This is a genomic window from Saccharomonospora glauca K62, assembly GCF_000243395.2.
GTDB classification, from domain to species: Bacteria; Actinomycetota; Actinomycetes; order Mycobacteriales; family Pseudonocardiaceae; genus Saccharomonospora; species Saccharomonospora glauca.
Window position 1 is genome coordinate 1,834,725 of the sequence record NZ_CM001484.1, and the last position, 22,786, is coordinate 1,857,510.

At 69.3% G+C, this 22,786-nt stretch carries 18 protein-coding genes and 1 riboswitch; of the genes, 8 read left to right on the plus strand and 10 right to left on the minus strand.

Features of this window, described 5'->3' with window-relative positions:
- Positions 1–57: 57 nt before the first annotated feature.
- Positions 58–1,686, plus strand: a complete 1,629-nt coding sequence (locus SACGLDRAFT_RS08880; protein WP_005463784.1) for an ABC-F family ATP-binding cassette domain-containing protein — start codon at positions 58–60, stop codon at positions 1,684–1,686.
- Positions 1,687–2,055: 369 nt separating this feature from the next.
- Positions 2,056–2,265, plus strand: a complete 210-nt coding sequence (locus SACGLDRAFT_RS08885) for a helix-turn-helix domain-containing protein (RefSeq protein WP_005455797.1) — start codon at positions 2,056–2,058, stop codon at positions 2,263–2,265.
- On the opposite strand, the gene SACGLDRAFT_RS08890 is transcribed toward SACGLDRAFT_RS08885, so the two are convergent.
- A complete protein-coding gene (locus SACGLDRAFT_RS08890) occupies positions 2,252–3,607 on the minus strand; it encodes a glycosyltransferase family 87 protein (protein ID WP_051036248.1) in 1,356 nt (451 codons plus the stop codon). The genes SACGLDRAFT_RS08885 and SACGLDRAFT_RS08890 overlap by 14 nt on opposite strands.
- Before the next feature lie 124 nt (positions 3,608–3,731).
- Here SACGLDRAFT_RS08890 and SACGLDRAFT_RS08895 point away from each other — a divergent pair, with 124 nt between their 5' ends.
- The 3 genes from SACGLDRAFT_RS08895 to SACGLDRAFT_RS08905 all read left to right on the plus strand — a co-directional run bounded on the left by SACGLDRAFT_RS08895 (position 3,732) and on the right by SACGLDRAFT_RS08905 (position 7,610).
- Positions 3,732–5,600, plus strand: a complete 1,869-nt coding sequence (locus tag SACGLDRAFT_RS08895; protein ID WP_005463788.1) for an ABC transporter ATP-binding protein — start codon at positions 3,732–3,734, stop codon at positions 5,598–5,600.
- A complete protein-coding gene (locus SACGLDRAFT_RS08900; protein ID WP_005463790.1) occupies positions 5,597–6,301 on the plus strand; it encodes an alpha/beta hydrolase in 705 nt (234 codons plus the stop codon). Before SACGLDRAFT_RS08895 ends, SACGLDRAFT_RS08900 begins: the two co-directional genes overlap by 4 nt.
- Positions 6,302–6,437: 136 nt before the next feature.
- Positions 6,438–7,610 (plus strand): LCP family protein, encoded by a 1,173-nt coding sequence (locus SACGLDRAFT_RS08905; RefSeq protein WP_198283535.1) that lies wholly within the window; start codon positions 6,438–6,440, stop codon positions 7,608–7,610.
- A gap of 58 nt (positions 7,611–7,668) precedes the next feature.
- Here the strand turns inward: SACGLDRAFT_RS08905 and SACGLDRAFT_RS08910 are convergent, their stop codons facing one another.
- The 6 genes from SACGLDRAFT_RS08910 to SACGLDRAFT_RS08935 all read right to left on the minus strand — a co-directional run bounded on the left by SACGLDRAFT_RS08910 (position 7,669) and on the right by SACGLDRAFT_RS08935 (position 16,146).
- The gene (locus SACGLDRAFT_RS08910; RefSeq protein ID WP_083852986.1) at positions 7,669–7,959 is read right to left on the minus strand and encodes an acyl-CoA thioesterase; all 291 of its coding nucleotides are present in this window, start codon (positions 7,957–7,959) and stop codon (positions 7,669–7,671) included.
- 10 nt (positions 7,960–7,969) lie between these two features.
- A riboswitch (cobalamin riboswitch) is annotated at positions 7,970–8,197 on the minus strand.
- 79 nt (positions 8,198–8,276) lie between these two features.
- Entirely contained in the window at positions 8,277–8,732 is a 456-nt protein-coding gene (locus SACGLDRAFT_RS08915; protein WP_005463794.1) for a peroxiredoxin, read from the minus strand.
- Positions 8,729–10,624 carry an EAL domain-containing protein gene (locus SACGLDRAFT_RS08920; RefSeq protein WP_005463796.1) on the minus strand — a complete coding sequence of 632 codons (1,896 nt, stop codon included), beginning with the start codon at positions 10,622–10,624 and terminating at the stop codon, positions 8,729–8,731. Before SACGLDRAFT_RS08920 ends, SACGLDRAFT_RS08915 begins: the two co-directional genes overlap by 4 nt.
- 292 nt (positions 10,625–10,916) lie before the next feature.
- Positions 10,917–11,966: a ribonucleotide-diphosphate reductase subunit beta gene (locus SACGLDRAFT_RS08925; protein ID WP_005463798.1), complete on the minus strand. Its 1,050-nt coding sequence runs from the start codon at positions 11,964–11,966 to the stop codon at positions 10,917–10,919.
- 35 nt (positions 11,967–12,001) lie between these two features.
- Positions 12,002–14,452 carry a ribonucleoside-diphosphate reductase subunit alpha gene (locus SACGLDRAFT_RS08930; RefSeq protein WP_005463800.1) on the minus strand — a complete coding sequence of 817 codons (2,451 nt, stop codon included), beginning with the start codon at positions 14,450–14,452 and terminating at the stop codon, positions 12,002–12,004.
- A gap of 200 nt (positions 14,453–14,652) precedes the next feature.
- The gene (locus tag SACGLDRAFT_RS08935) at positions 14,653–16,146 is read right to left on the minus strand and encodes a flavin-containing monooxygenase (RefSeq protein ID WP_005463802.1); all 1,494 of its coding nucleotides are present in this window, start codon (positions 16,144–16,146) and stop codon (positions 14,653–14,655) included.
- Positions 16,147–16,302: 156 nt separating this feature from the next.
- On the opposite strand from SACGLDRAFT_RS08935, the gene SACGLDRAFT_RS08940 reads away from it, so the two are divergent.
- On the plus strand, positions 16,303–16,932 hold the full coding sequence (locus tag SACGLDRAFT_RS08940) for an antibiotic biosynthesis monooxygenase family protein (protein ID WP_005463804.1): 630 nt from the start codon (positions 16,303–16,305) through the stop codon (positions 16,930–16,932).
- Positions 16,933–17,058: 126 nt separating this feature from the next.
- Here SACGLDRAFT_RS08940 and lysX read toward each other — a convergent pair whose 3' ends face one another.
- The 3 genes from lysX to SACGLDRAFT_RS08955 all read right to left on the minus strand — a co-directional run bounded on the left by lysX (position 17,059) and on the right by SACGLDRAFT_RS08955 (position 20,142).
- Positions 17,059–18,558 carry a bifunctional lysylphosphatidylglycerol synthetase/lysine--tRNA ligase LysX gene (gene lysX, locus SACGLDRAFT_RS08945; RefSeq protein ID WP_005463806.1) on the minus strand — a complete coding sequence of 500 codons (1,500 nt, stop codon included), beginning with the start codon at positions 18,556–18,558 and terminating at the stop codon, positions 17,059–17,061.
- A gap of 103 nt (positions 18,559–18,661) precedes the next feature.
- Positions 18,662–19,285 (minus strand): acetoacetate decarboxylase family protein, encoded by a 624-nt coding sequence (locus SACGLDRAFT_RS08950; protein ID WP_005463808.1) that lies wholly within the window; start codon positions 19,283–19,285, stop codon positions 18,662–18,664.
- Positions 19,282–20,142, minus strand: coding sequence for an enoyl-CoA hydratase-related protein (locus tag SACGLDRAFT_RS08955; protein WP_005463810.1), 861 nt, complete (start codon positions 20,140–20,142; stop codon positions 19,282–19,284). The genes SACGLDRAFT_RS08950 and SACGLDRAFT_RS08955 overlap by 4 nt, the downstream gene beginning before the upstream one ends.
- Before the next feature lie 167 nt (positions 20,143–20,309).
- On the opposite strand from SACGLDRAFT_RS08955, the gene SACGLDRAFT_RS08960 reads away from it, so the two are divergent.
- Positions 20,310–21,104 carry a TIGR03084 family metal-binding protein gene (locus SACGLDRAFT_RS08960; RefSeq protein ID WP_005463812.1) on the plus strand — a complete coding sequence of 265 codons (795 nt, stop codon included), beginning with the start codon at positions 20,310–20,312 and terminating at the stop codon, positions 21,102–21,104.
- Positions 21,101–22,786 (plus strand): acyclic terpene utilization AtuA family protein, encoded by a 1,686-nt coding sequence (locus SACGLDRAFT_RS08965; RefSeq protein ID WP_005463814.1) that lies wholly within the window; start codon positions 21,101–21,103, stop codon positions 22,784–22,786. The genes SACGLDRAFT_RS08960 and SACGLDRAFT_RS08965 overlap by 4 nt, the downstream gene beginning before the upstream one ends.

Consider the following 22,786-nt stretch of genomic DNA (forward strand, 5'->3'; position numbering starts at 1 on the left):
TGAGCGCTTCGTGCACGACCTGTCCGACCACCACGTTCACACCACGGAGTCTTTTGAGTGATCACGGCTACCGGTCTCGAACTGCGCGCCGGTTCGCGCATCCTGCTGTCCGACACCACGTTGCGGGTGCAGCCCGGCGACCGCATCGGTCTCGTCGGGCGCAACGGCGCGGGAAAGACCACCACGCTTCGTGTGCTCGCCGGGGAGGGCGAGCCGTACGCGGGCGAGGTGCACCACACCGGTGAGATCGGCTATCTGCCGCAGGACCCCAGGGAAGGGGACCTGTCGGTGACGGCCAAGGACCGCGTGCTCTCCGCGCGTGGCCTCGACGTGTTGCTGCGCGACATGGAGAAGGCGCAGAACGCGATGGCCGAACTCGTGGACGACGCCGCCCGCGACAGGGCGATCCGGCGTTACGGGCGGCTGGAGGAGCGTTTCGCCGCGCTGGGTGGCTACGCGGCCGAGAGTGAGGCCGCTCGGATCTGCGCCAACCTCGGCCTGGAGGACCGCGTACTGCCGCAGCCGCTGCGGACGCTGTCCGGTGGGCAGCGGCGCCGGGTCGAACTCGCGCGCATCCTGTTCGCCGCTTCCGAAGCCGGTGCGGGAGGACGTTCGGGCACCATCCTGTTGCTGGACGAACCCACCAACCACCTCGACGCCGACTCGATCGCCTGGCTGCGCGGCTTCCTGAAGGCCCACACCGGTGGCCTCGTCGTCATCAGCCACGACGTCGGACTGCTCGACGAGGTTGTCAACAAGGTGTGGTTCCTCGACGCCACGCGCGGTGAGCTCGACAGCTACAACATGAACTGGAAGCGCTACCTCGACGCGCGAGCCACCGACGAGAAGCGTCGCAGGCGGGAACGCGCCAACGCCGAGAAGAAGGCGGCGGCGCTCCAACAGCAGGCCGCCAAACTGGGTGCGAAGGCCACCAAGGCGGTGGCGGCGAAGAACATGGCTCGCCGCGCGGAGCAGTTGCTGGCCGGTCTCGACGAGGAACGCAAGGCCGACAAGGTGGCCAACATCCGCTTCCCCGCGCCGGCTCCGTGCGGCCGGACGCCGTTGACGGCCGAGAACCTCTCGAAGTCGTACGGCTCGTTGGAGATCTTCACCGGGGTCGACCTCGCCGTCGACCGGGGGTCCCGAGTCGTCGTGCTGGGACTGAACGGGGCGGGCAAGACCACGCTGTTGCGGTTGCTGGCCGGCCTGGAGAAGCCCGACACGGGCCGGGTCGTGGCGGGCCACGGCCTGCGACTGGGCTACTACGCCCAGGAGCACGAGACACTGGATCACGAGGCGACGGTGTGGGAGAACATCCGGCATCTCGCGCCGGACACCGGCGCCCAGGAACTGCGCAACCTGTTGGGGTCGTTCCTCTTCAGCGGTGAGCAGCTCGAACAACCCGCCAAGACGTTGTCCGGCGGGGAGAAGACCCGGCTCGCTCTCGCGGGGCTCGTCTCCAGTGCGGCGAACGTGCTGTTGCTCGACGAACCGACGAACAACCTCGACCCGGCGAGCCGCGATCAGGTGCTCGACGCGTTGAACCGGTACGAGGGAGCGGTGGTTCTCGTGACCCACGATCCCGGCGCGGTCGAAGCTTTGGAACCCGAACGGGTGATCCTCTTGCCCGACGGCACGGAAGATCTTTGGTCCGACGATTATCGGGAACTGGTTGAGCTCGCCTGATCGGGTGTTTTACCGGTGAAATTCGAGACTTCTTCGGAAGTGTACTCACCGGTTGTCGGTCCGATGTGCTCACCGTGTGATTGAAAGATCACGCACAGCTTTTTGACCAGGGGCGTTGTGGTGATCCACGGATCGGTGAATGGCCCCCCTTTCGGGTGGAGTGTGGTGTGCCACCGGCCACGACAACCGTGTGAGTTTTACGCGTTCCGTTATTGTTCGGTCTACAGCAAGTACCGTATCGGACGTTTTCGACGCCATTCGAGCATGTTTTCTCGTTGTCGTCTGGCATTCGGCGCCGTCGTGTTCGATCATTGCCACGGCAGGGGCTGAAAGTGGCCCGAAACATCAACGGGCGGAAGGTGGATTGACGTGGCAGACCTGAAGAAGGGTGCGCGCATCACCGGATCCACGCGCGACAAGCTGGCTGCTGACCTGAAGAAGAAGTACGAGAAGGGAGCGAGCATCCGCGCTCTGGCGGAGTCGACGGGACGCTCCTACGGCTTCGTGCACCGGGTCCTGTCGGAGTCCGGTGTGCAGCTTCGGGGAAGGGGAGGCGCCACGCGCGTCAAGAAGAAGTAGAAGAGATGGGATCTCCGTGGTGTCCGGAGCCGGGCCCTTCGGCGCCGAGGGGGGCCGAGGTCCGGTTCCGGAACACCAGCACCGCGCCCAGTAGCACGGAGACGTAGACCAGGTAGCCGAAACGCGTGGCCGTCGTCAGCAACGTGAACGCGGCGAGCCCGACCGCGATGCGCAGGGCGGCATCGGCCGCGGTCCGAGGTGGACGGCGAATCAGCCACAGCAGCACGGCCAGACCCGCTGCTATGAGCAGCAGCAGCGCGATCACGGTGCCCACGGGCCCGGTGCTCGCGATCAGTCGCCCCGGCAGTGGGCTCGCGGCGGGTGACGCGACCTCGCCGAGACCGGCCGGGAACAGCAGCACGTGCTCGACGAAGGCTCCGGGGTTCACCAGGTACACGGGCACGGTCACCAGGGCGGTGACGCCCACGAACACCACGGCGAACCGAGCCAGGGCGCGCCCACCCAGTCGGCTGGTGACGACGAAACCGGCCACGACGGCGGCGGGCGCGGCGATCAGCTTCGCGCTCGTCACGAATGCGCACACGAGCGCGGCCGAGACGGGGCGGTCGGTGGCGGCGAGCGCGACCGCCAGCACGATCAGTCCCACGATCGCCAGGTCGGGGCCGGCGGTGGCCCAGGTGAGCGCCGTCAGCGGGAACACCGCCGCGAGTTGCGCGCCCCGGATCGGCACCGAGGGCACCCGCAGCAGCCGAAGAGCGGCGACCACGCAGCCGACGGCCACGAGCGCGAACACGACACGGGCGTCGGTGAGCACGTCGGTGACCGGGGAACCGCCCAGCAGCGCACGCGGTAGCCCGAACAGTGCCATCACGGGGCCGTAGGGCGTGTAGTCGTGGACGTGCGGGGCCCGGTCCAAGGCGGCGATGTCCAGGTAGGGGCTGCCGGTGTGCAGCAGGGTGTCGGCCGAGCGCTCGATGACCCACACCTCGGGCTGGGCGTTCCACAGTCTTTCGACGTCGGTCCAGTCGCCTCCCGACGCTTCCCGTCGTACGAGCAGGGTCACCATCGGGGCGAGCATGCCGACGACGCCGATCGCGCCCACGCCCACCCAGCGTGACCGCCTCCGGGACGGCCGCGCGTTCGGGGTGAGCAGCAGCCAACAGGTGTGCACCAGGGCGAGCCCGTAGCCCGCCACGGCGAAGGCGCCCCACACCCGGTAACCGAAGTGCTTGTCGGTCGTCGCCATGACCAGGGCGTAGCAGGCACAGCCGAGGTAGAGCAGGGCGTCGACGGCGAGGGGCCGCCGGGACAGCGCCGCTCGTATGCGGTCGAACACGCCGATCCGCGCGGGCTCCGCCTCCCGCTGTGCCTGGATTCTCATGGTGGTCGAGAGTACAGAGGAGCCCGAACTGTCCGTGACCACCGGCAGAATCAGCAAGGCACGGGAAGATCCGCGGCGTCGTCGCTGTTGTGCGGGGCACACACGGGAAAGGGGTTGTTGGCGAGTGGATAACACATGGTCGCTGCTTCGCGGGGCGATGAACTCGGCCAACGCCCCCAAGGGACTGCGTAAGGGCACGGTTCGCCGAGTGGCCTCCTTCGCCCGGCCGCACTGGCGGAGGTTGGCCGTCTTCCTCGTGCTGACGGTCGTGTCGGCCGTGTTGGCCGTCACCACGCCCCTGCTGGCGGGACGCGTGGTCGACGCCATCGTCGGAGGGCAGTCCGTCTCCACGGTCGTCTGGCTCGCCGTGGCCATCGCGGCGATCGCCGTGGCCGACGCGGCGTTGGGGCTCGCCGAGCGGTGGCAGTCCGCCCACATCGGCGAAGGACTCATCGTCGACCTGCGCAGGGCGGTGTTCGAACACGTCCAGCGGATGCCCGTGGCGTTCTTCCTGCGCAGCCGCACCGGCGCGTTGGTGAGCAGACTGAACAACGACGTCATCGGCGCGCAGCGCACGTTCACCGCGACGCTGTCCGGTCTCGTCACCAACGTCATCCAGCTGGCCTTGTCACTCGGCGTGATGCTCACGCTGTCGTGGCAGGTGACCTTGTTCGCGCTCCTCCTGCTGCCGGTCTTCGTGCTGCCCGCCCGACGGATCGGCAGGAGGATGGCCGACCTGCAGCACGAGGCGGCCGAACTCAACGCCTCCATGACCACCCAGATGACGGAGCGGTTCTCCGCGCCCGGTGCCACGCTGGTCAAGCTGTTCGGCAGGCCCGAGGCGGAGGCCGAGGAGTTCGGCAGGCGTGCGGGTCGGGTCCGTGACATCGGGGTCCGCACGGCGATGCTGACCCGCTGGTTCATGACCAGCCTCACGCTGGTGTCGGCGCTGGCGCAGGCACTCGTCTACGGCCTCGGCGGCTGGCTCGCGCTCACCGGCCGCCTCGACGCGGGCACGGTCGTGGCGCTGGCCCTGCTGCTCACCCGCCTGTACACGCCGCTGACCGCGTTGGCCAACGTCCGGGTGGACGTCATGACGGCGTTGGTGTCGTTCGAGCGGATTTTCGAGGTGCTCGACCTCAAGCCCATGATCACCGAGAAACCCCACCCCACACCGCTGCCCTCGGGAGGGGTCTCGGTCGAGTTCGATTCCGTGCGTTTCTCCTACCCCTCCGCCGAGCAGTACTCGCTGGCCTCGCTCGAAGAGGTGTCCACCTTGGACACGCGGGGTGGCGAACAGGTGCTGCACGACGTGAGTTTCCGGGCCGAGGCCGGGCAGATGGTGGCGCTCGTGGGGCCGTCGGGAGCGGGCAAGTCGACCATCGCCTCGTTGGTGGCGCGGCTCTACGACGTCGACTCCGGGGCCGTACGGTTGGCCGACGTGGACGTTCGGGATCTTTCGTTCGAGTCGTTGCGGCGCACGGTGGGGTTCGTCACGCAGGACGGCCACCTCTTCCACGACACCATCCGGGCCAACCTCGCCTACGCGCGCCCGGAGGCGAGCGACGACGAGATCTGGGACGCCTTGCGTCGGGCCCGGCTGGAGGAACTCGTGCGCTCGCTCCCGGACGGTCTGGACACCGTGGTCGGGGAGCGGGGCTACCGCCTCTCCGGCGGCGAGCGGCAACGCCTCACCATCGCCCGGCTGTTGCTCGCCCGGCCGCGTGTGGTGGTGCTCGACGAGGCCACCGCGCACCTGGACTCCGAGTCCGAGGTCGCGGTCAGCGAGGCGCTGGCCGACGCGTTGGACGGGCGGACGGCGCTGGTCATCGCCCACCGGCTTTCCACCGTGCGGGCGGCGGACCTGATTCTCGTCGTCGAGGACGGTCGCATCGTCGAACGCGGCACGCATCCCGAGCTGCTGGCTCTCGGCGGCCGGTACGCCGAGCTGCACGACACCCAGTTCGCCGCCGACGAACGGTCGGCGGCGTGAGCCCCGTCGTGGCGCGGCCCACCCTGACCACCCTCCCGCCGAGCACGCCTCGGCCCAGGGCGGTCGCGCTCGTGCTGCACGGAGGCGCGGAGTACGGCGCCGACGTCGTCCGGCCGTGGCGGCTGGCGTACCTGCGGATGGTGCCGGTGGCTCGGGCCGTGCGGGCGGCGGGCGCGCGACACGGCCTTGAGGTGCGGCTGTTGCGCAACCGGGTTCGTGGGTGGAACGAGCCCGCGAGGCACCCGGTGGAGGACGCGCGGTGGGCGTTGGAGAGGATCCGGGCCGAACGGCCGGGCCTGCCCGTGGTGTTGGTGGGGCATTCGATGGGAGGCCGGGTGGCCCTGCGGGTGTGCGACGACGAGGCGGTCCGGGGCGCCTGCGTCTTCGCGCCGTGGACGCCCCCCGACGAACCGGTGGAGCCGGTGGCGGGCCGGACGGTCGTGATCGCGCACGGCGCGCTCGACCGCGTGACCCGGCCCGAGGACTCCTATCGGTACGCGCGACGCGCCGACGCCCAGGCCGGCCGACTGGCGCGGTTCGACGTGGCGGGGGAGAACCACGCGCTTCTGCGCCGACCCGCGCTGTGGAACCGGCTCGCCGCCGAGTTCGCGGTCCAGACCGCGGGTCTGGTTCCCGATCACGGGCTTTTGGCCCGTGCTTTCGCTCACGATGCGCCTCTTCGATGGAGCCTAATGCTCTGACCGGGGGTTTTTCGCTTCCCGAGCCCTTTTCTCGCGCGGTCGGTACAACCTGATCGGGGGATGCCGCGTCTACGCGATCGGACATGCGGTAGGTATGCGGGCAGCAAACAGCCGCACGAAAGCGATCGGAGTGGCCATGACCTACGGCGGGCACCAGGGGGGACACCGGCCGCCGCCTCCTGGCCGGAGGCCGCCACGAGGGCCCCGGCAACAACAAGCACAGATGATGCCGATTCCGGGCAGCAACCGGGCACGTCAGGCGGGACGGCCTCCTCAGCAGTCCACGCGGGTCGCGCCACGGCCACCCCAGCCACCCCCGTCCCGGCCTCCGCGCCCGGCCTCGGGAGGAGGTTCCCGGCGCAGGCGGGTGTCGTTCCCCAAGGTGTTGTTGTGCCTGGTGCTCGCGTTCGTTTTGTTCCTGGGCGCGGTGTGGCTCTACCTGGAGTTCTCCATCAACCGCACCGACGCGCTCCCCGACGACTACGAGGGCAGGCCGCCCGCGGGGGAGGGCACCAACTGGCTGCTGGTGGGCTCGGACTCCCGTGAAGGGCTCGACGAGGAGCAGATGGCGAAGCTGTCCACCGGAGACGCGAGCGGCAAGCGCACCGACACGATCATGCTCGTGCACATCCCGGACAACGACACGAAGCCGACGCTGCTGAGCCTGCCGCGCGACTCGCGGGTCGAGATTCCGGGCTACGGCGTCAACAAGATCAACGCCGCGTTCGCCTTCGGTGGTCCTCCCCTGCTGATACAGACGGTGGAGTTGGCCACGGGACTGCGCATCGATCACTACGCCGAGATCGGGTTCGGTGGCTTCGCGCAGGTCGTCGACGCCATCGGCGGTGTCGAAATGGACATCCCGCAGGAAATGCGCGACACCAAGACGGGGGTGGTGATCCCGGCGGGGAAGCAGACGCTCGACGGCGCGCAGGCGCTCGGGTTCGTCCGGATGCGGTACAGCTCGGCCACGCCGCGGTCGGACCTGGACCGCGTGGCGAACCAGCGCAAGTTCATCGGGGCGCTCGCCAACGAGATCGCGAGCCCGGCCACCCTGCTGAATCCGTTCGACGTGTTCCCGCTGCTGGGAGCCGTGCCCGACGCGCTCACGCTCGACACCGACGACCACCTGCACAACCTCGTGGGGTTGGCGTGGGCCATGAGGGGCATCAGCAGCGGCGGAGTGATCACGACCACCGTTCCGGTCACCTCCGCCTCGGCCGAGAGTTGGGACCCGGCGAAGTCGGAGGCGCTGTTCGAGGCACTGCGCACCGACTCCCCGGTCCCCGAGGACGCACTCATGGAGTGACCCCCGTTGCACCGGCCACGGCCGCCGGGTCCTTCGCGCGGCCGTGCCCGGTGCAACGTCAGGCCTCCTCCGGCCGAGTCACCAGGCGGGGAACCGAGCGGGACTTGCCGTCCGCGTCGATCGCGACGAACGTCAGCCGCGCGGCCGCGACCTCCGTCGTCGGACCCGAGGTGTTCCAGCGCTCGGAGGTCACCCTGACGGCGGTGGTCATCGAGATCCGCCCCAACCGCTCCAGCTCGGCATGGACGCTGAGCAGGTCACCGGCCCGGACCGGGGCCCGGAAGGTCATCCGGTCCACCGACACGGTCACCGCGGGACCGTCGGCGCGGCGAGTCGCGGCGGACGGCACCGTGCGCGTGGAGGCGCACGGACAGCGGGCAAGTCTTCGGACTCGTGGGCGATGTCGGTCGCTGTCGGAGAAGACCTCAAGGACGGACGCCTACTGGCCGTCGCTTCCCGGACCGAGAAGGCTCAGTGCTCGATGACGGCGGTCGTTTCCACTGATCGCTGCGAGGCAGTCCCGGATTCCCACCGGGTTCCCTCTTACGATGCCCCGCGAGGGGCGAACCCACGGCGCGCCCCACCTTACGGCTCGGCCGGAGGGGCGGCACTCGGCGTGGCTTTTCGTCACATCGCGTCGCCATGGTGCGCACGACGGAGGCGGCGTCAGCTCTTCCGGGCGCGCAGTACTTCCAACGCCTTGTCGGCGTGGACGGACATACGGAGTTCGCTGCGGATCACGGCGAGTACTCTCCGGTCGGTGTCGATGACGAACGTGTGCCGCTTGGTGCGCAGCGGACCGAACGCCCGACGCACCCCGAACTGCTCGGCGACGGCGCCGTCGACGTCGGAGAGCAGCGGGAAGCCCAGGGAATGGGCCTCGGAGAACTTCCGCTGGGTGTCCACCGGGTCGGAACTCACGCCCACCGGGCGGGCCCCGAGCTCGGCGAATTCGGAGGCCAGGTCGCGGAAGTGGCAGCTCTCGGCCGTGCAGCCGGGGCTCATCGCGGCCGGATAGAAGAACAACACGACGGGACCGGTGGCGAGGAGCTCGGTCAGCCGACGAGGGGTACCCGTCTCGTCGGGCAACGTGAAGTCCGGCGCGGTGGAAAGTTCTGTCATGGCCGCGATGATTCCATTCGCGCGGCCGATTCGGCGAGCATGGACCGGATGCCCGCCGCGTCGACTTCCTCGCCGAACAACTTGCCACGACCCGCGACGGCCCCCAGCTCGGCGAGTTTGCGCGCGTGCTCGGTGTCGTGCACGCCGTCGACGCCGATCCGTAAGATGCCGAGTTCGCGGGCCCGCTTCACCAGCATGGCGAAGTGCCGGTGAGCGCCCTGGGCGCTCTCGCCTTCCTCGGCGAGTGCGTCGACCAACGTGCCCGACACGATGACGAAGCCGACGGGAAGCCGGTGCTGGTGGATCAGCTCGATGTCGGCGGCCCCGGCCACCGCCAGGGTGATCTTGACGTCGAGCTCGGCGAGGATGGACAGGTTCTCCAGCACCTCACCACGGGGGTCGGTCAGGTCCGCGCTGTCGACGCAGATGCGGAGCTTGGTGGCCGGGAGGCCCGTGCGTTCGAGTTCGGTGCGGACGATGCGGACCAGGTTCGGGTCGATGGCGAGCCGGGAAGGCAGCCGGACGCACAGATCCGGTGCGTTGCCGAACTCCCGTTGCCACGAGGCGGCGTCGGCGATGGACTGGGCCAACAGCGTCTCCCCCAGCGCCGGGGTCATCCCGGTGGCGTCGGCCAGGGCGAAGAAATCACGTGGTCGCAACACCCCGTGTTCGGGGTGGTCCCAGCGGAGCTGGGCGTTGACCACCGCGATGCGTTCGTGCTCGTCGAGCGTGACCGTGGGTTCGTAGTCCACGCCGAACTGGCCGTTCTCCAGACCACCGCCGATCCCGGCTCCGATACCGAAGCGGCGCCGGTCGCGGTCGTGCAGCTCCTGCTCGAACAGCATCCACTGGGCCTTGCCGTTCTCCTTGGCGCGGTGCAGGGTCAGCTCGGCCGCCCGCTGGAGGTCCTCGCGGCTGCGTCCCGGCCCCTCGGTGACGACGATGCCCACGCTGACGTTGATCCCGACGCCCGTTTCGTCCACGTACACGGGTTCGGCGAGGTCACGCATGGCCTCCTCGACGAGGTCGACCACGGTGGCGGTGTCGGGTTCCCCGTCCTGCCGCCCGTGAAGGAGCACGGCGAAACCGTCGCCGGACAACCTCGCGACCACCGCGTCGTACTGCGGGCACGCGGTGAAGTTGCCCTCCAGTTTGCACGCCACCTGTCGGAGCAGCTCGTCGCCCGCGCCCGGCCCCAGGCCGTCGTTAATGACGCGGAACCCGTCGATGTCGAGGTAGACGAGGGCGATCCGACCGCCCGACGACGCGGCGAGGGCGGTGTCCAGTTTGTTGTCGAAGTGGTACGAGTTCGGCAGCCCGGTGAGTGGGTCCTGGATGTTCTGCCTGCGGAGCTGTTCGCTGAGCAGATCGAGCTCGTGAATGTCCTCGATCAGCAGCACCGGATGCGGAAGGCCGGAGTCCTCGGCGGTGAGGGTGGCGATGGTCACGCGGGTCCGCAGCGTGCCGTCGCGGCCGTGGGTGAGGGTGAGCCGTTCCTGCCGGGGCCGTCGGGCCGGGAGCAGGGCCTCGTCGAGGGCCGCGGCCAGCACCCGCGCGTCGTTCGGCGTGGCGGCGAGCTCCGTGAGAGGCCGACCGACGAGGTCGGCGCGGGTGTGGTGGAGCAGTTCGCCGAAAGCGGGGTTGACATCGTGGATGGTGCCGTCGGGGTTCCCGAGCACGACGCCGATCGGGATGGCGGCGTAGAGGTCGGCGAAACGGCGCGCGGCCGCGTCGCGAGCCGTCTGCGCCTCCGCCCGTGCCTCGCGCGCGACCGCGAGCAGGGCGGGCTCCAAGGTCTCAGTGGACAACGACACGCCGTCGACCTCACCGAGACGCGCGACCCAACGGCGCGCGATGTCATCCAGTCCTGGCGTGTCACCAGGTTCCGGCACGCTTCACCTCGCACATTCTCGTCGACCCTCCGAGGTGATTGTCATCCTCGCAGGGCAGCATTTTCCGGACCATAGTCCGCAACTCTGCAACAGCATCATGCAATGAGCATCTTGTCTACCGCCTGGAAGGGTGGATTGATCACTCCACCGTGTCGTGTGGGGCTACTGCCGGTGCGATTTCCGATGCAGTATGACGGCGGCCGGAGCCGGTGGGGGTAGCCACGCCGACTCCGGCCGGGTTTCGTTGGTCACTACTCGGGAGTCGGTCCGGCCTCCTCCCGAGCAGCGAGGGTCAGTCCCACTCCAACGCGGCACCGCTGCGGTAGTCGATGACCCTGGTCTCGAAGAAGTTCTTCTCCTTGCGCAGGTCCATGGCCTCCGACATCCACGGGAACGGGTTCTCCCGCTCCCCGAACACCGGCTCCAGCCCGAGCTGGGCGGCCCTGCGGTCGGTGATGAAGTGCATGTACTGCTCGCACAGCTCCGCCGACAACCCGAGCATCGGCCTCGGCATGGTGTCACGAGCGTAGGCCACTTCCAGCTCGCACGCCTCCACGAGCATGTCGCGCACCTCACGCTGGAACTCCGGGGTCCACAGCCGGGGGTTCTCCGCCTTGATCTGGTTGATGCAGTCGATGCCGAAGTTCAGGTGGATCGACTCGTCGCGCAGGATGTACTGGTACTGCTCGGCGATGCCCACCATCTTGTTGCGTCGGCCGAGCGACAGCACCTGGGCGAACCCGGTGTAGAACCACATGCCCTCGAACACGACGTAGAAGGCCACGAGGTCGCGCAGAAAGTCCCGGTCGGCCTCCACGGTGCCCGTGCGGAAGTTCGGGTTCTCCAGGTTCCGGGTGTACTGCAGCGCCCACGAGTCCTTGTCCGCGATCGACGGCACCTCGCGGTAGGCGTTGAACAGCTCGCCCTCGTCCAGGCCGAGGCTTTCGCAGATGTACTGGAAGGTGTGCGTGTGCACGGCTTCCTCGAACGCCTGCCGCAGCAGGTACTGCCGGCACTCGGGGTTGGTGAGGTGCCGGTACACGGCCAGCACCAGGTTGTTCGCCACCAGCGACTCGGCGGTGGCGAAGAACCCGAGGTTGCGTTTGAGCATCAGCCGTTCGTCGTCGGTCAGGCCGTTCGGCGACTTCCACAGCGCGATGTCGGCCTGCATCGCGACCTCGGTGGGCATCCAGTGGTTGTCACATCCCGCGAGGTACTTCTCCCACGCCCAGCCGTACTTCAACGGAAGCAACTGGTTGACGTCGGCCCGCGCGTTGATCATCGCCTTGTCGTCGACGTTCACGCGCGCGGCCCCGAAGTCGAGGGTGAGGTTGTGACTCAACGAGTCTCCTTTCGAAGGAATCGGCTCCGAGCAGGTCACTGGCAGGCTTCGCAGTCGGGGTCGTCGATGCGGCAGGCGGAGGCGGGCTCGACCGGCACGGCGGGAGTCACCGCGTTGAGCCGCCCGTCGGTGCCGCGCAACGTGCTCTTCTCCACCTGGGTTGCCGCCCGCGAGCGCAGGTAGTAGGTCGTCTTCAGGCCGCGCCGCCAGGCGTGCCGGTACAGCGCGTCGAGGGCCTTTCCGCTCGGTTCGGCGAGGTAGAGGTTGAGCGACTGTGCCTGGTCGATCCACTTCTGCCGGCGGGACGCCGCGTCGATCAGCCACCGGCTGTCGATCTCGAACGCCGTCGCGTAGCGGGCCTTGAGGTCGTCGGGGACGCGGTCGATCGGGGCGAGCACACCGTCGTGGAGCTTCAGCTCGGTGACCATGGCGTCGTCCCACAGGCCGCGTCGCTTGAGGTCGGCCACCAGATGCGGGTTCACGACGGTGAACTCGCCGGACATGTTGGACTTGACGAAGAGGTTCGAGAACAACGGTTCGATTGACTGCCCGACCCCGCAGATGTTCGAGATGGTGGCCGTCGGGGCGATCGCCAGCACGTTGGAGTTCCGCATGCCGACCGTGCGGACGCGCTCGCGCAGGGAGTCCCAGTCCAACGTCATGGTGGTGTCGACGTCGAGCTCGTCCTCACCGCGTGCCTCGGCCAGCAGCCGCAGCGAGTCGATCGGCAGGATGCCCCGGCTCCACAGCGAGCCCTCGAACGACGGATACGCGCCCCGCTCTTCGGCCAGCTCCGCCGACGCCGAGATGGCGTGGTAGCTCAGCACCTCCATGCTGCGGTCGGCGAACTCGACGGCTTCCTCCGACGCCTGCGGGATGCCCAGCTCGAACAGCGCGTCGGAAAAGCCCATGATTCCCAGGCCCACCGGACGGTGACGCAGGTTCGACCGCTTCGCCTCCGGCACCGTGTAGAAGTTGATGTCGATGACGTTGTCGAGCATGCGGACCGCGGTGGTCACCGTGCGTCGCAGCGCCTCGACGTCCAGGCCGTCCTTGCCGACGTGGCGGGCGAGGTTGACCGAGCCGAGGTTGCACACCGCGATCTCGTCGGCGCTGGTGTTGAGGGTGATCTCCGTGCACAGGTTCGAGGAGTGCACCACGCCGGCGTGCTGCTGCGGTGACCGCAGGTTGCAGGGGTCCTTGAACGTGATCCAGGGGTGCCCCGTCTCGAACAGCATGGTCAGCATGCGGCGCCAGAGCTGCTTGGCGCTCACCCGACGGAACACGCGGATCTCACCCGCGTCGGCGGCCTGCTCGTACTCCCGGTAGCGCTCGGCGAACGCGGTGCCGTAGAGGTCGTGCAGGTCGGGGACCTCGTCGGGGGAGAACAGGGTCCACTCCTCGTCGGCCTCCACGCGGCGCAGGAACTCGTCGGGCACCCAGTTGGCGGTGTTCATGTCGTGGGTGCGCCTGCGGTCGTCACCGGTGTTCTTGCGCAGTTCGAGGAATTCCTCGATGTCGATGTGCCAGGTCTCCAGGTAGGCGCACGCGGCGCCCTTGCGCTTGCCGCCCTGGTTCACCGCCACCGTGGTGTCGTTGGCGATCTTGAGGAAGGGCACGACGCCCTGCGACTTCCCGCCGGTGCCCCGGATGTGGGCGCCCAGCCCGCGCACGGGCGTCCAGTCGTTACCCAGACCACCGGAGTACTTCGCCAGCAGCGCGTTGTTGCGGTAGCTGCTGAAGATCGACCCCAGGTCGTCGGACACGGTGGTGAGGAAGCACGAGGAGAGCTGGGGCCGCCGCGTGCCGGAGTTGAACAACGTCGGCGTGGAGGTCATGAACCGCAGCGAGGAGAGCAGTTCGTAGAACTCGACGGCCCTGGCCTCCTTGTCGGGTTCGGCGATGGAAAGCCCCATCGCCACCCGCATGAAGAACGCCTGCGGCAGTTCGAAGCGCGTGCCGGAGTGGGGATCGCGCAGCAGGTAGCGGTCGTACAGCGTCTGCAGCCCCAACAGGCCCAGGTCCAGGTCGCGTTCGGGGCGCAGCGCCGCCGTGACGACGTCGAGGTCGAACGTGGCGAGCTCCTCGGTGAGCAGGTGCAACTCGACGCCGCGGCGCAGGTAGTCGCGGAAGTAGTCGCCGTACGCGGCGGCCATCTCGGGGTAGTCGGGGTGCCGGGGCTCGCCCGCGAGGTAGGTGAGGGCTTCGCCGCGCAGGGAGTCCAGCAGCAGCCTGGCGGCCACGAACGAGTAGTTCGGTTCCCGTTCCACGAGGGTGCGGGCCGCCATGACCTGCGCGAGCGCCAATTCGTCCGGGCCGATGCCGTCGTAGACGTTGCGTTCCAACTCGGCGAGGACCGCGTCGGCGGAGGTGTCCGCAAGGCCCGCGACGGCCTCGCGGACGGTCTTCTCGACGCGGTCCCACGGCACCCGTGGGGCTCTGGTCGAGCGGGACGGGGCGGCATCCGGTGCGGTTTCCACTGACATGCGACGACTCCAAAAGGGTGCAGTCGACCGCCTCGCGGGCAGTCCGCCCGCGAGTTGGGTCGGTGTTCGGTTGTGCTCAGCTCTCGGTGACCGAAGCCTACATGTGGTGGTTCGAGAGTGGTCGGCACCCAATATATGGGCGTGTCGTTACGTGGTGCGCTGGAGGGGTTCCGTCGGGCGATCGGTGCGGAGGGGCCGCATCACCGAGCTGGTTCGGGGGTCGCCGAGAGGCTGGGGACGCGCCCGACACGGAAGTCGGACAGCCGCAGGGTCCGGGTGCGGCGCCGGTACTCGGACGTGCGTCCCGGCCAGATGGACACCACACGACCGTTCGCGTCGCGGTACCAGCTACGGCACCGGGTCCACACCGACCGCGCGAGTCTGGACTGGACCTCTCGGTCCCAGCGTCGCTCCACCTCGGGGCGCACGTCGAGGTAGTGGCCGGGATGGGAGGAAAGCCACCGCACCGCCTCGCGAACGTAGCGTGCCTGGCTTTCGAGCATGTGGACGATCGAGCCACCACCGAGATTGGTGTTGGGTCCGTACATGAGGAACAGGTTGGGAAAACCCGGAACCGTGATTCCGAGATGGGCCCGTGCGCCGTCCCGCCACGCGTCCGCGAGACTGCGGCTGGCCAAGCCGCGCACGGTCATCGAGCCGAGGAATTCCGTTGCCGCGAAACCGGTTCCGTAGACGATGACGTCCACTTCGTGGTGTTCCCCGTCGGCCGTGCGCACTCCGGTGGGGGTGACGGCGGCGACCTCCGAGGTGACGACGTCGACAGTGGACGATGCGAGGGCGGGATAGTAATCGTTGCTGAACAACACGCGCTTGCAACCGAGTTGGTAGTTCGGCGTCAGCTTCTCCCGAAGTTTCGGATCGAGCGGGGACCGGCGCAAATGTCGTCTGGTTTGGATTGTGAAGAATGGACTGAATAACCGCCACTTGGTCAGGCATTGCTGGGCGAACTCCGTGTAGAGCCAGAAGCCGAGCCGGTCGATCTTCTGCAACAACGGCACCGCGCGAAGGAGTGCTCTGCCCCGCTCGGTGTAGACGCGATCGCGTTTGGGGAGGACGTACGGCGCGGTTCGTTGGAACACGGTCACCGACTTGGCCCGGCGAGCCAGATGGGGCACGAACTGCACGGCGCTGGCGCCGGTGCCCACCACCGCGACCCGCTTGCCGGAGAACTCGCAGTCGTGGTCCCACCGCGCCGAGTGGAACGACGGCCCGGTGAAGGTGGCCGTTCCGGGAACGGACGGGTACACCGGTCGCGACAGCTGTCCCGTGGCGGGCACCAGCACCCGCGCGGAGTATTCGGCGCCGTCGGAGGTGCGGACCGACCAGCGGCCGGTCTCCGCGTCGAACTCCGCCGAGGTGACCTCGCTGCGGAATCGCACGAGGTTGTACACGCCGAATCGCCGGGCCACCCGGCGCAGGTACGCCAGGATGTCGGGTTGCAGCGCGTAGCGCCGGGGCCAGGCCGGGTTCGGGGCGAAGGAGAACGAGTAGAGCGGCGACGGCACGTCGCATCCCGCCCCCGGATAGGTGTTCTCGCGCCATACCCCGCCCACGTCGTCGGCGGCCTCCAGGACGACGACGTCGTGGATACCCGCTCGCCGCAGCTCCACGGCCACGGCGATTCCCCCGAACCCCGCGCCGATCACGAGCACATCGGTGTCGATGATCTCCATGAACCCGCAAGGCTAGAGCCGGTGAGACACTTCGTTCCAGGTCCGGTCGGGGGAGAGGACCGACTTTCGGGGACGGGATCGGTTGAGGTGGACCTCACACCGGGGTGGTTCGGTTCGGCTTGAGCTGCAGTACGGTCGAGGTTCGATGCTGGTTCGGTGAGCGAGAACACCGTTACTCTGATCGACTTGTGGGAGCTGCCCGAGGAGCGGATCGACGAATCCGTCGAACGCTGGCGGGAGCGCGTACGCCTCATCCACACGGCTCCCGGTTTCCGGGACGCGCGGCTGCACCGCAGGATCTCGTCCGAGTCCCGATTCGGCCTGGTCAACGTCGCGCACTGGGACAGTGTCGAGGCCAGGGACCGGGCACTGTCCAATCCCAACTTCGTCGCGTCGGCGGCCACCGCGGCGAGCTACGCCACCGTGCGCGGCGGGTGGTACCGGGTGGTGGGCGAGGTTCGCGCGGAGAGGGGCGGTCGGGAAGGGGGAGCGGGGGTCACCCTCGTCGTCGCCTTCGAGTCGCCCGCCGAACGAGTCGACGAGTTCCCGCCGCACTGGCTCGCCTCGGGCGAATCGCTGAGTACGGTCCCCGGTTTCCGGGACGCGCGGCTGCACCGAGCCGTGGCTCCGGACGCCCGCTTCCCCCTGGTCACCGTCGCGCACTGGGACAGCCTCGAAACCTGGCGGACCGCGGTCGACGACCCGGGGGTCCAATCATGGACGGCCGGCCTTGCCGACGCCGGCGTCGCCCATTCCGGACTCTTCCGTATCGCCGCCGAGTTCTGAAGTCGGGGCCCGATCCGCGAACGACACGAGGGTGCCGAGGCCGGTTCGCCGGAACCAACCTCGACACCCTCGCCACGTGTCCACTCCGGTGCTCACCCCGAGGGGCGAGCCCGGAAGACCACCCGATCAGACGGGCTTGACCATCGGGAACAGGATCGTCTCCCGGATGCCCTTGCCGGTGAAGGCCATCAGGAGACGGTCGATGCCCATACCCGCGCCAACGGTCGGCGGCATCCCGTACTCCAACGCGCGCAGGAAGTCCTCGTCGAGCTGCATGGCCTCCGGGTCACCACCCGCCGCCTTCAGGGACTGCTCGGTGAGGCGCCTGCGCTGCTCCACCGGGTCGATCAGCTCGGAGAAGCAGGTGCCCAGCTCCATGCCGAACCCGATGAGGTCCCACTTCTCGGTAAGCAGCTCGTCGTCGCGGTGCTGGCGAGTCAGCGGGCTCGTCTCCAGCGGGAAGTCCCGCACGAACGTGGGCTGGATCAGCGTGTGCTCGACCAGCTCCTCGAACAGGTGCTCCACGAGCTTGCCGGGACCCCACTCCGGGTCCCAGCTGATCTCGCGCTTGTCGGCGTGCTTGCGGAGCACGTCGAGCGGCGTACGCGGGGTGATCTCGGCGTCCAGCGCCTCCGACACCGACCCGTAGAGGGTGATCTGCGGCCAGTCGCCGCTGAGATCGACCTCGCCGTAGCGCGGGTTACGCACGATCGTGTCGCCGAACACCGCCTCCGCCGCGCGCCGCACGAGATCCTGGGTGATGTACATGCCGTCGTTGTAGTCGCCGTAGGCGCGGTACCACTCCAGCATCGTGAACTCGGGGTTGTGCGTGGAGTCGGCGCCCTCGTTGCGGAACGACCGGTTGATCTCGAACACGGCTTCGAGGTCGCCCACGATGAGCCGCTTGAGGAACAGCTCGGGGGCGATGCGCAGGTAGAGATCGAGGTCGTAGGCGTTGATGTGGGTGGTGAACGGGCGGGCGGTGGCACCGCCGTGCACCTGGTGCAGCATCGGCGTCTCGACCTCGAGGAACCCGCGCTCCAGCAGGCCCTGCCGCAGCGCCTGCACGGTGGCGGCGCGCTTCCGCACCATGTCGCGGGCCTCGTTGTTGACGATCAGGTCCACGTAGCGCTGGCGCACGCGCGCCTCGGGGTCGGTGAGGCCCTTGTGCTTCTCGGGCAGCGGACGCAGCGCCTTGGACGTCAACGTCCACTCGTCCACCAGCACCGACAACTCGCCGCGCTTGGAGGTGATGACCTCGCCGGTGACCCCGATGTGGTCGCCGAGATCGACGTCGCTCTTCCAGGAGTCGAGGGCCTCGGCGCCGACCTTGTCGAGCGACAACATGATCTGGATCTGGGCCGACGGGTCCTTGATCGTGGCGAAGCAGAGCTTGCCGCCCGTGCGGTACAGCATGACGCGGCCGGTGATCGAGACGCGCTCGCCCGTGTAGTGGTCGGGCTCCAGGTCTCCGTACCGCTCGCGGACCTCCGCGATCGTGGTGGTCCTGTCGAAGCCGACGGGGTAGGGTTCCCTGCCCGAGGCACGCAGTCGGTCCAGCTTGGCTCGCCGGATGCGCATCTGCTCGGGCAGGTCCTCGTGGAAATCGTCCAGCGCGTCACTCACGGCGACGAGTGTATCCGCCCAGCTAGGACGCGTTTCACGTGTCCCGGCCTCCCGGCCGCCCGAGGGCGCGGGACCGGGGAGGTCGTCTCGGTGCGTGACCGTCTCACCGCCCACCGGCGCCGAAGAGCAGGCGCGCGTCGTGAAGGTGCGCGTTGCCGATGGGGCGGCGTCCGGCGAGGTAGCCGAGGGGACCGTTCGGGTTCACCGCCCACGTCGCGGAGGCCGGACGCGGGCGAATGTGGGCTCGTACGGGACTGACGCGGGGACGGCCCCCGACGGACTGGATGATCGAGAACCGGGTTCGGAGCCGGGGCCCGGAGGGGCCTCGCGGGGTGAACGTCGCGGTGGCGATCCACTCGTCCGGGGTGGCGGCCGACGCGCTGAACCCGTCCGTGCGGTCGAGGTCGAAGTCGGCGAGTTCCTTGGGGATGCCCCACAACGCGCGTCCGCCCGCGAGCGAGCTCTCGCTGTCGACCCAGATCTCGGTGATGCTGCCCGTCGGTGACAGTCCGTGGCGCACGGCGACCGTGGCGAGCAGTTCGTGATAGCTGAGCTGCCCCGGCGGGGTGTAGTCGATCCACGCGGTGACGACCACGGCTCGTCCTCCGACGGTGAGAGGAGTCACGGCGTCGGGGAGCCGGGGCAGTTCCCGGCGCGGCACCGTCCACACGGACACGAAGGCCTCGCCGGCCAACCGCCACGGCTCGTCGGGGTATTCGGCGTTCACGGGGTGTCCTCCGGGGTTCGGGGCAGGAAGGCGGGCAGGTCCTCGGGCACGCGACCGCGGAACTCGGGCGGCCGTTTCTGGAGGAACGACAGTACTCCCTCGACGGCGTCGGGGCTGTGACGAATACTCGCGATCAGCCGGGAGTCGAGTTCGTGAACCGGGTCGGGGGAGTCCACACCGGACATCCGGTAGAGGAGCCTGCGGGTGACGGCCACCGACACGGCGGCCGTGGTGGTGACGAGTTCGGAGGCCAACTCGTAGGCGGCGGGAAGCAGTCGTTCGGGTGCGTGCACGCTGTGGACGAGTCCGCACCGCAGCGCCTCCTCGGCGTCGAACACCCTCCCGCTGATCATCCAGTCGAGTGCTCGCCCCATGCCGACGAGCCGGGGCAAGAACCACGCCGACGCGCCCTCGGGGTAGATGCCCCGGCGAGTGAACACGAACCCGAACCGCGAGTCGGTGGCGGCGAGCCGGTAGTCGGCGGCGAGCGTGATGGTGATGCCCGCCCCGATCGCCGCGCCGTTCAACACGGCGATCACCGGTTTGTCCGACGCGAAGATCCGGCGCGACACGCGCCCCGCGGGCTCCTGCCACGCGGTGTCGGGCTCGATCTCGTGGTCAACGGCGAAGCCCCCCTGCGACAGGTCGGCCCCCACGCAGAAGTCGCGACCGTTGCCGGTGAGGACAACGACCCGCACGTCGGGGTCGCGGTTCGCCCGCCCGAGCGCGTCGGCGAGTTCGTCGGACATCGTGATGGTGTATCCGTTGCGGGCGTGCGGCCGGTCGAGGGAGACGGTCGCGACTCGCTCGGCGACCGAGTACGTGATCTGCGTGTAGTCGCGCCCGACATCCGTCATGAGCGTGCCTCCCGCTGCTGTCGCGTTGTCGGCGCTAGTCATTGCACCACGGATGTCACGCGGCCAACAGGGCGAAAACAATCATGCGTGCTTGCTTTTTCTGTCGATCGCTGTCAGGCTGTCCGGGTCGGCGGGTGGCGTCGTGGCCGTCCACGAGGAGGTGACACGTGGCTGACGTGAGCGCGGTCCTGCGGGATCTGGACGCCGAGAGCGAGGAGGTCGAGGCCCTCGTGGCCGGCCTCGATCCGCCGGGATGGAGGACGCCGACACCGGCGTCCGGCTGGACGATCGCCCACCAGATCGCGCACCTGGCGTGGACCGACGCCAAGGCACTGGTCGCCGTGCGTTCGCCCGAGGCGTTCACCGACGAGATCGCCTCGGCACTGGCCGTGGGCGAGACCTACGTCGACGAGGGGGCCGAGGACGGGGCCCGGATGCCGCCCGACCGGCTGCTGGACGGCTGGCGGCGGGGGCGTCGGGAACTCGGTGCCGCGCTGCGCGAGGTCCCCGCCGGAACGCGGCTGCCGTGGTTCGGCCCCCCGATGAGCGTGGCGTCGATGGCTACCGCCCGCCTGATGGAGACGTGGGCCCACGGTCAGGACATCGCCGACGCCCTCGGGGTGCGTCGCGAGCCGACGCGCAGGCTGTGGCACATCGCCCGGCTCGGGGTCCGGACCCGCGACTTCGCCTTCGGAGTCCGTGGGCTGGCGGCCCCCACCGAGGAGTTCCGGGTGGAACTCACCGCGCCCGACGGCGACCGCTGGACGTTCGGGCCGGAGGACGCGCCCCAGCGCGTCACCGGCAGCGCCCACCACTTCTGCCTGCTCGTCACCCAACGGATCCACCGGGACGACACCGACCTGAGCGCCGTCGGCGAGCAGGCCGCGACGTGGCTGGACATCGCGCAGGCCTTCGCGGGTCCGCCGGGACCCGGCCGTCCCCGTGAGGGGGTCCGCTCATGATCCGCATCGGCAACGCCTCCGGCTTCTACGGGGATCGGTTCTCCGCCGTGCGCGAGATGCTCACCGGTGGCCCGCTCGACGTGCTGACGGGGGACTACCTAGCCGAACTCACGATGCTGATCCTCGGCAGGGACCGGTTGAAGGACCCCCGTCGCGGGTACGCCACCACGTTCCTGCGGCAGATGGAGGAATGCCTCGGGCTGGCCGTCGACGCCGGGGTGACGCTGGTGACCAACGCCGGTGGGCTCAATCCCGCGGGCCTGGCCGAGGCCCTGCGGGAGCTCGCGGAACGAGTCGGGGTGCCGGTGCGGGTCGCCCACGTCGAGGGCGACGACCTGGTCTCGCGGGCGGCGGAACTGGGGTTGGGCACGCCCGTGACGGCCAACGCCTACCTCGGCGCGTTCGGGATCGCCGAATGCCTGCGGGCGGGCGCCGACGTGGTGGTGACCGGGCGGGTCACGGACGCCTCCCTCGTCGTCGGCCCCGCGGCGGCACACTTCGGCTGGACGCCCGCCGACCACGACGCGCTCGCCGGGGCCGTGGTCGCGGGCCACGTGCTCGAATGCGGAGCGCAGGCCACGGGCGGGAACTACGCGTTCTTCACCGAACAGCCGCGAGGAGTGCCCGGCTTTCCGATCGCGGAGATCGCCGAGGACGGCTCCAGCGTCATCACCAAGCACGAGGGCACGGGAGGCTCCGTGACCGTCGGGACGGTCACGGCGCAACTGCTGTACGAGATCACCGGCGCGCGCTACGCCGGGCCCGACGTCACGACGCGCTTCGACAGCATTCGGCTCACCGAGGACGGCCCCGATCGCGTGCGCGTGAGCGGCGTGCGCGGGGAACCACCTCCACCGCGACTGAAGGTGGGGCTCACGACCCTCGGCGGATTCCGCAACGAGGTGACGTTCGTCCTCACCGGACTCGACGTGGAGGCCAAGGCCGAGTGGGTACGCGAGCAGCTCACCGAGGCGTTCGCCGACCGGACTCCGCGCTCGGTCCGCTGGACGCTGGCCCGCACCGACCACCCCGACGCCGACACCGAGGAGACGGCGAGCGCGTTGCTGCACTGCGCGGTGGCCGACCCCGACGCCGACGTCGTGGGACGCGCGTTCAGCGGCGCGGCGGTGGAGCTGGGCCTGTCCAGCTATCCCGGTTTCCACCTCACCGCGCCGCCGGGGAAGGCGTCGCCGTACGGCGTGTTCGCCGACGCCTTCGTGGACGCGGCCATCGTGCCGCACGTCGCCGTGCTCCCCGACGGGCCGAGGGTGGACGTCGCCCCGCCCGAGGCGACATCGGAACTCACCGAGGTCCCCGAGCCCCCGCTGCCCGAGCCGCTGCCCGAGGGCCCGAGCCGACGGGTGCCGTTGGGCACGGTCGCCGGTGCCCGCAGCGGCGACAAGGGCGGCAGCGCGAACATCGGGGTGTGGGTGCGCTCCCACACGGCGTGGCGCTGGCTCGCGCACACCCTCACCGTCGACGCGGTGCGCACGCTGCTGCCGGAGACGGCCGGGTTGCCCGTGCGCCGGTATCTGTTCCCCAACCTGTGGGCGGTCAACATCGTCGTCGACGGCATCCTCGGTGAGGGGGTGGCGTCACGGGCGCGGTTCGACCCGCAGGGCAAGGCACTGGGTGAGTGGTTGCGAAGCCGGATCGTCGACGTTCCGGAGGTGTTGCTGTGA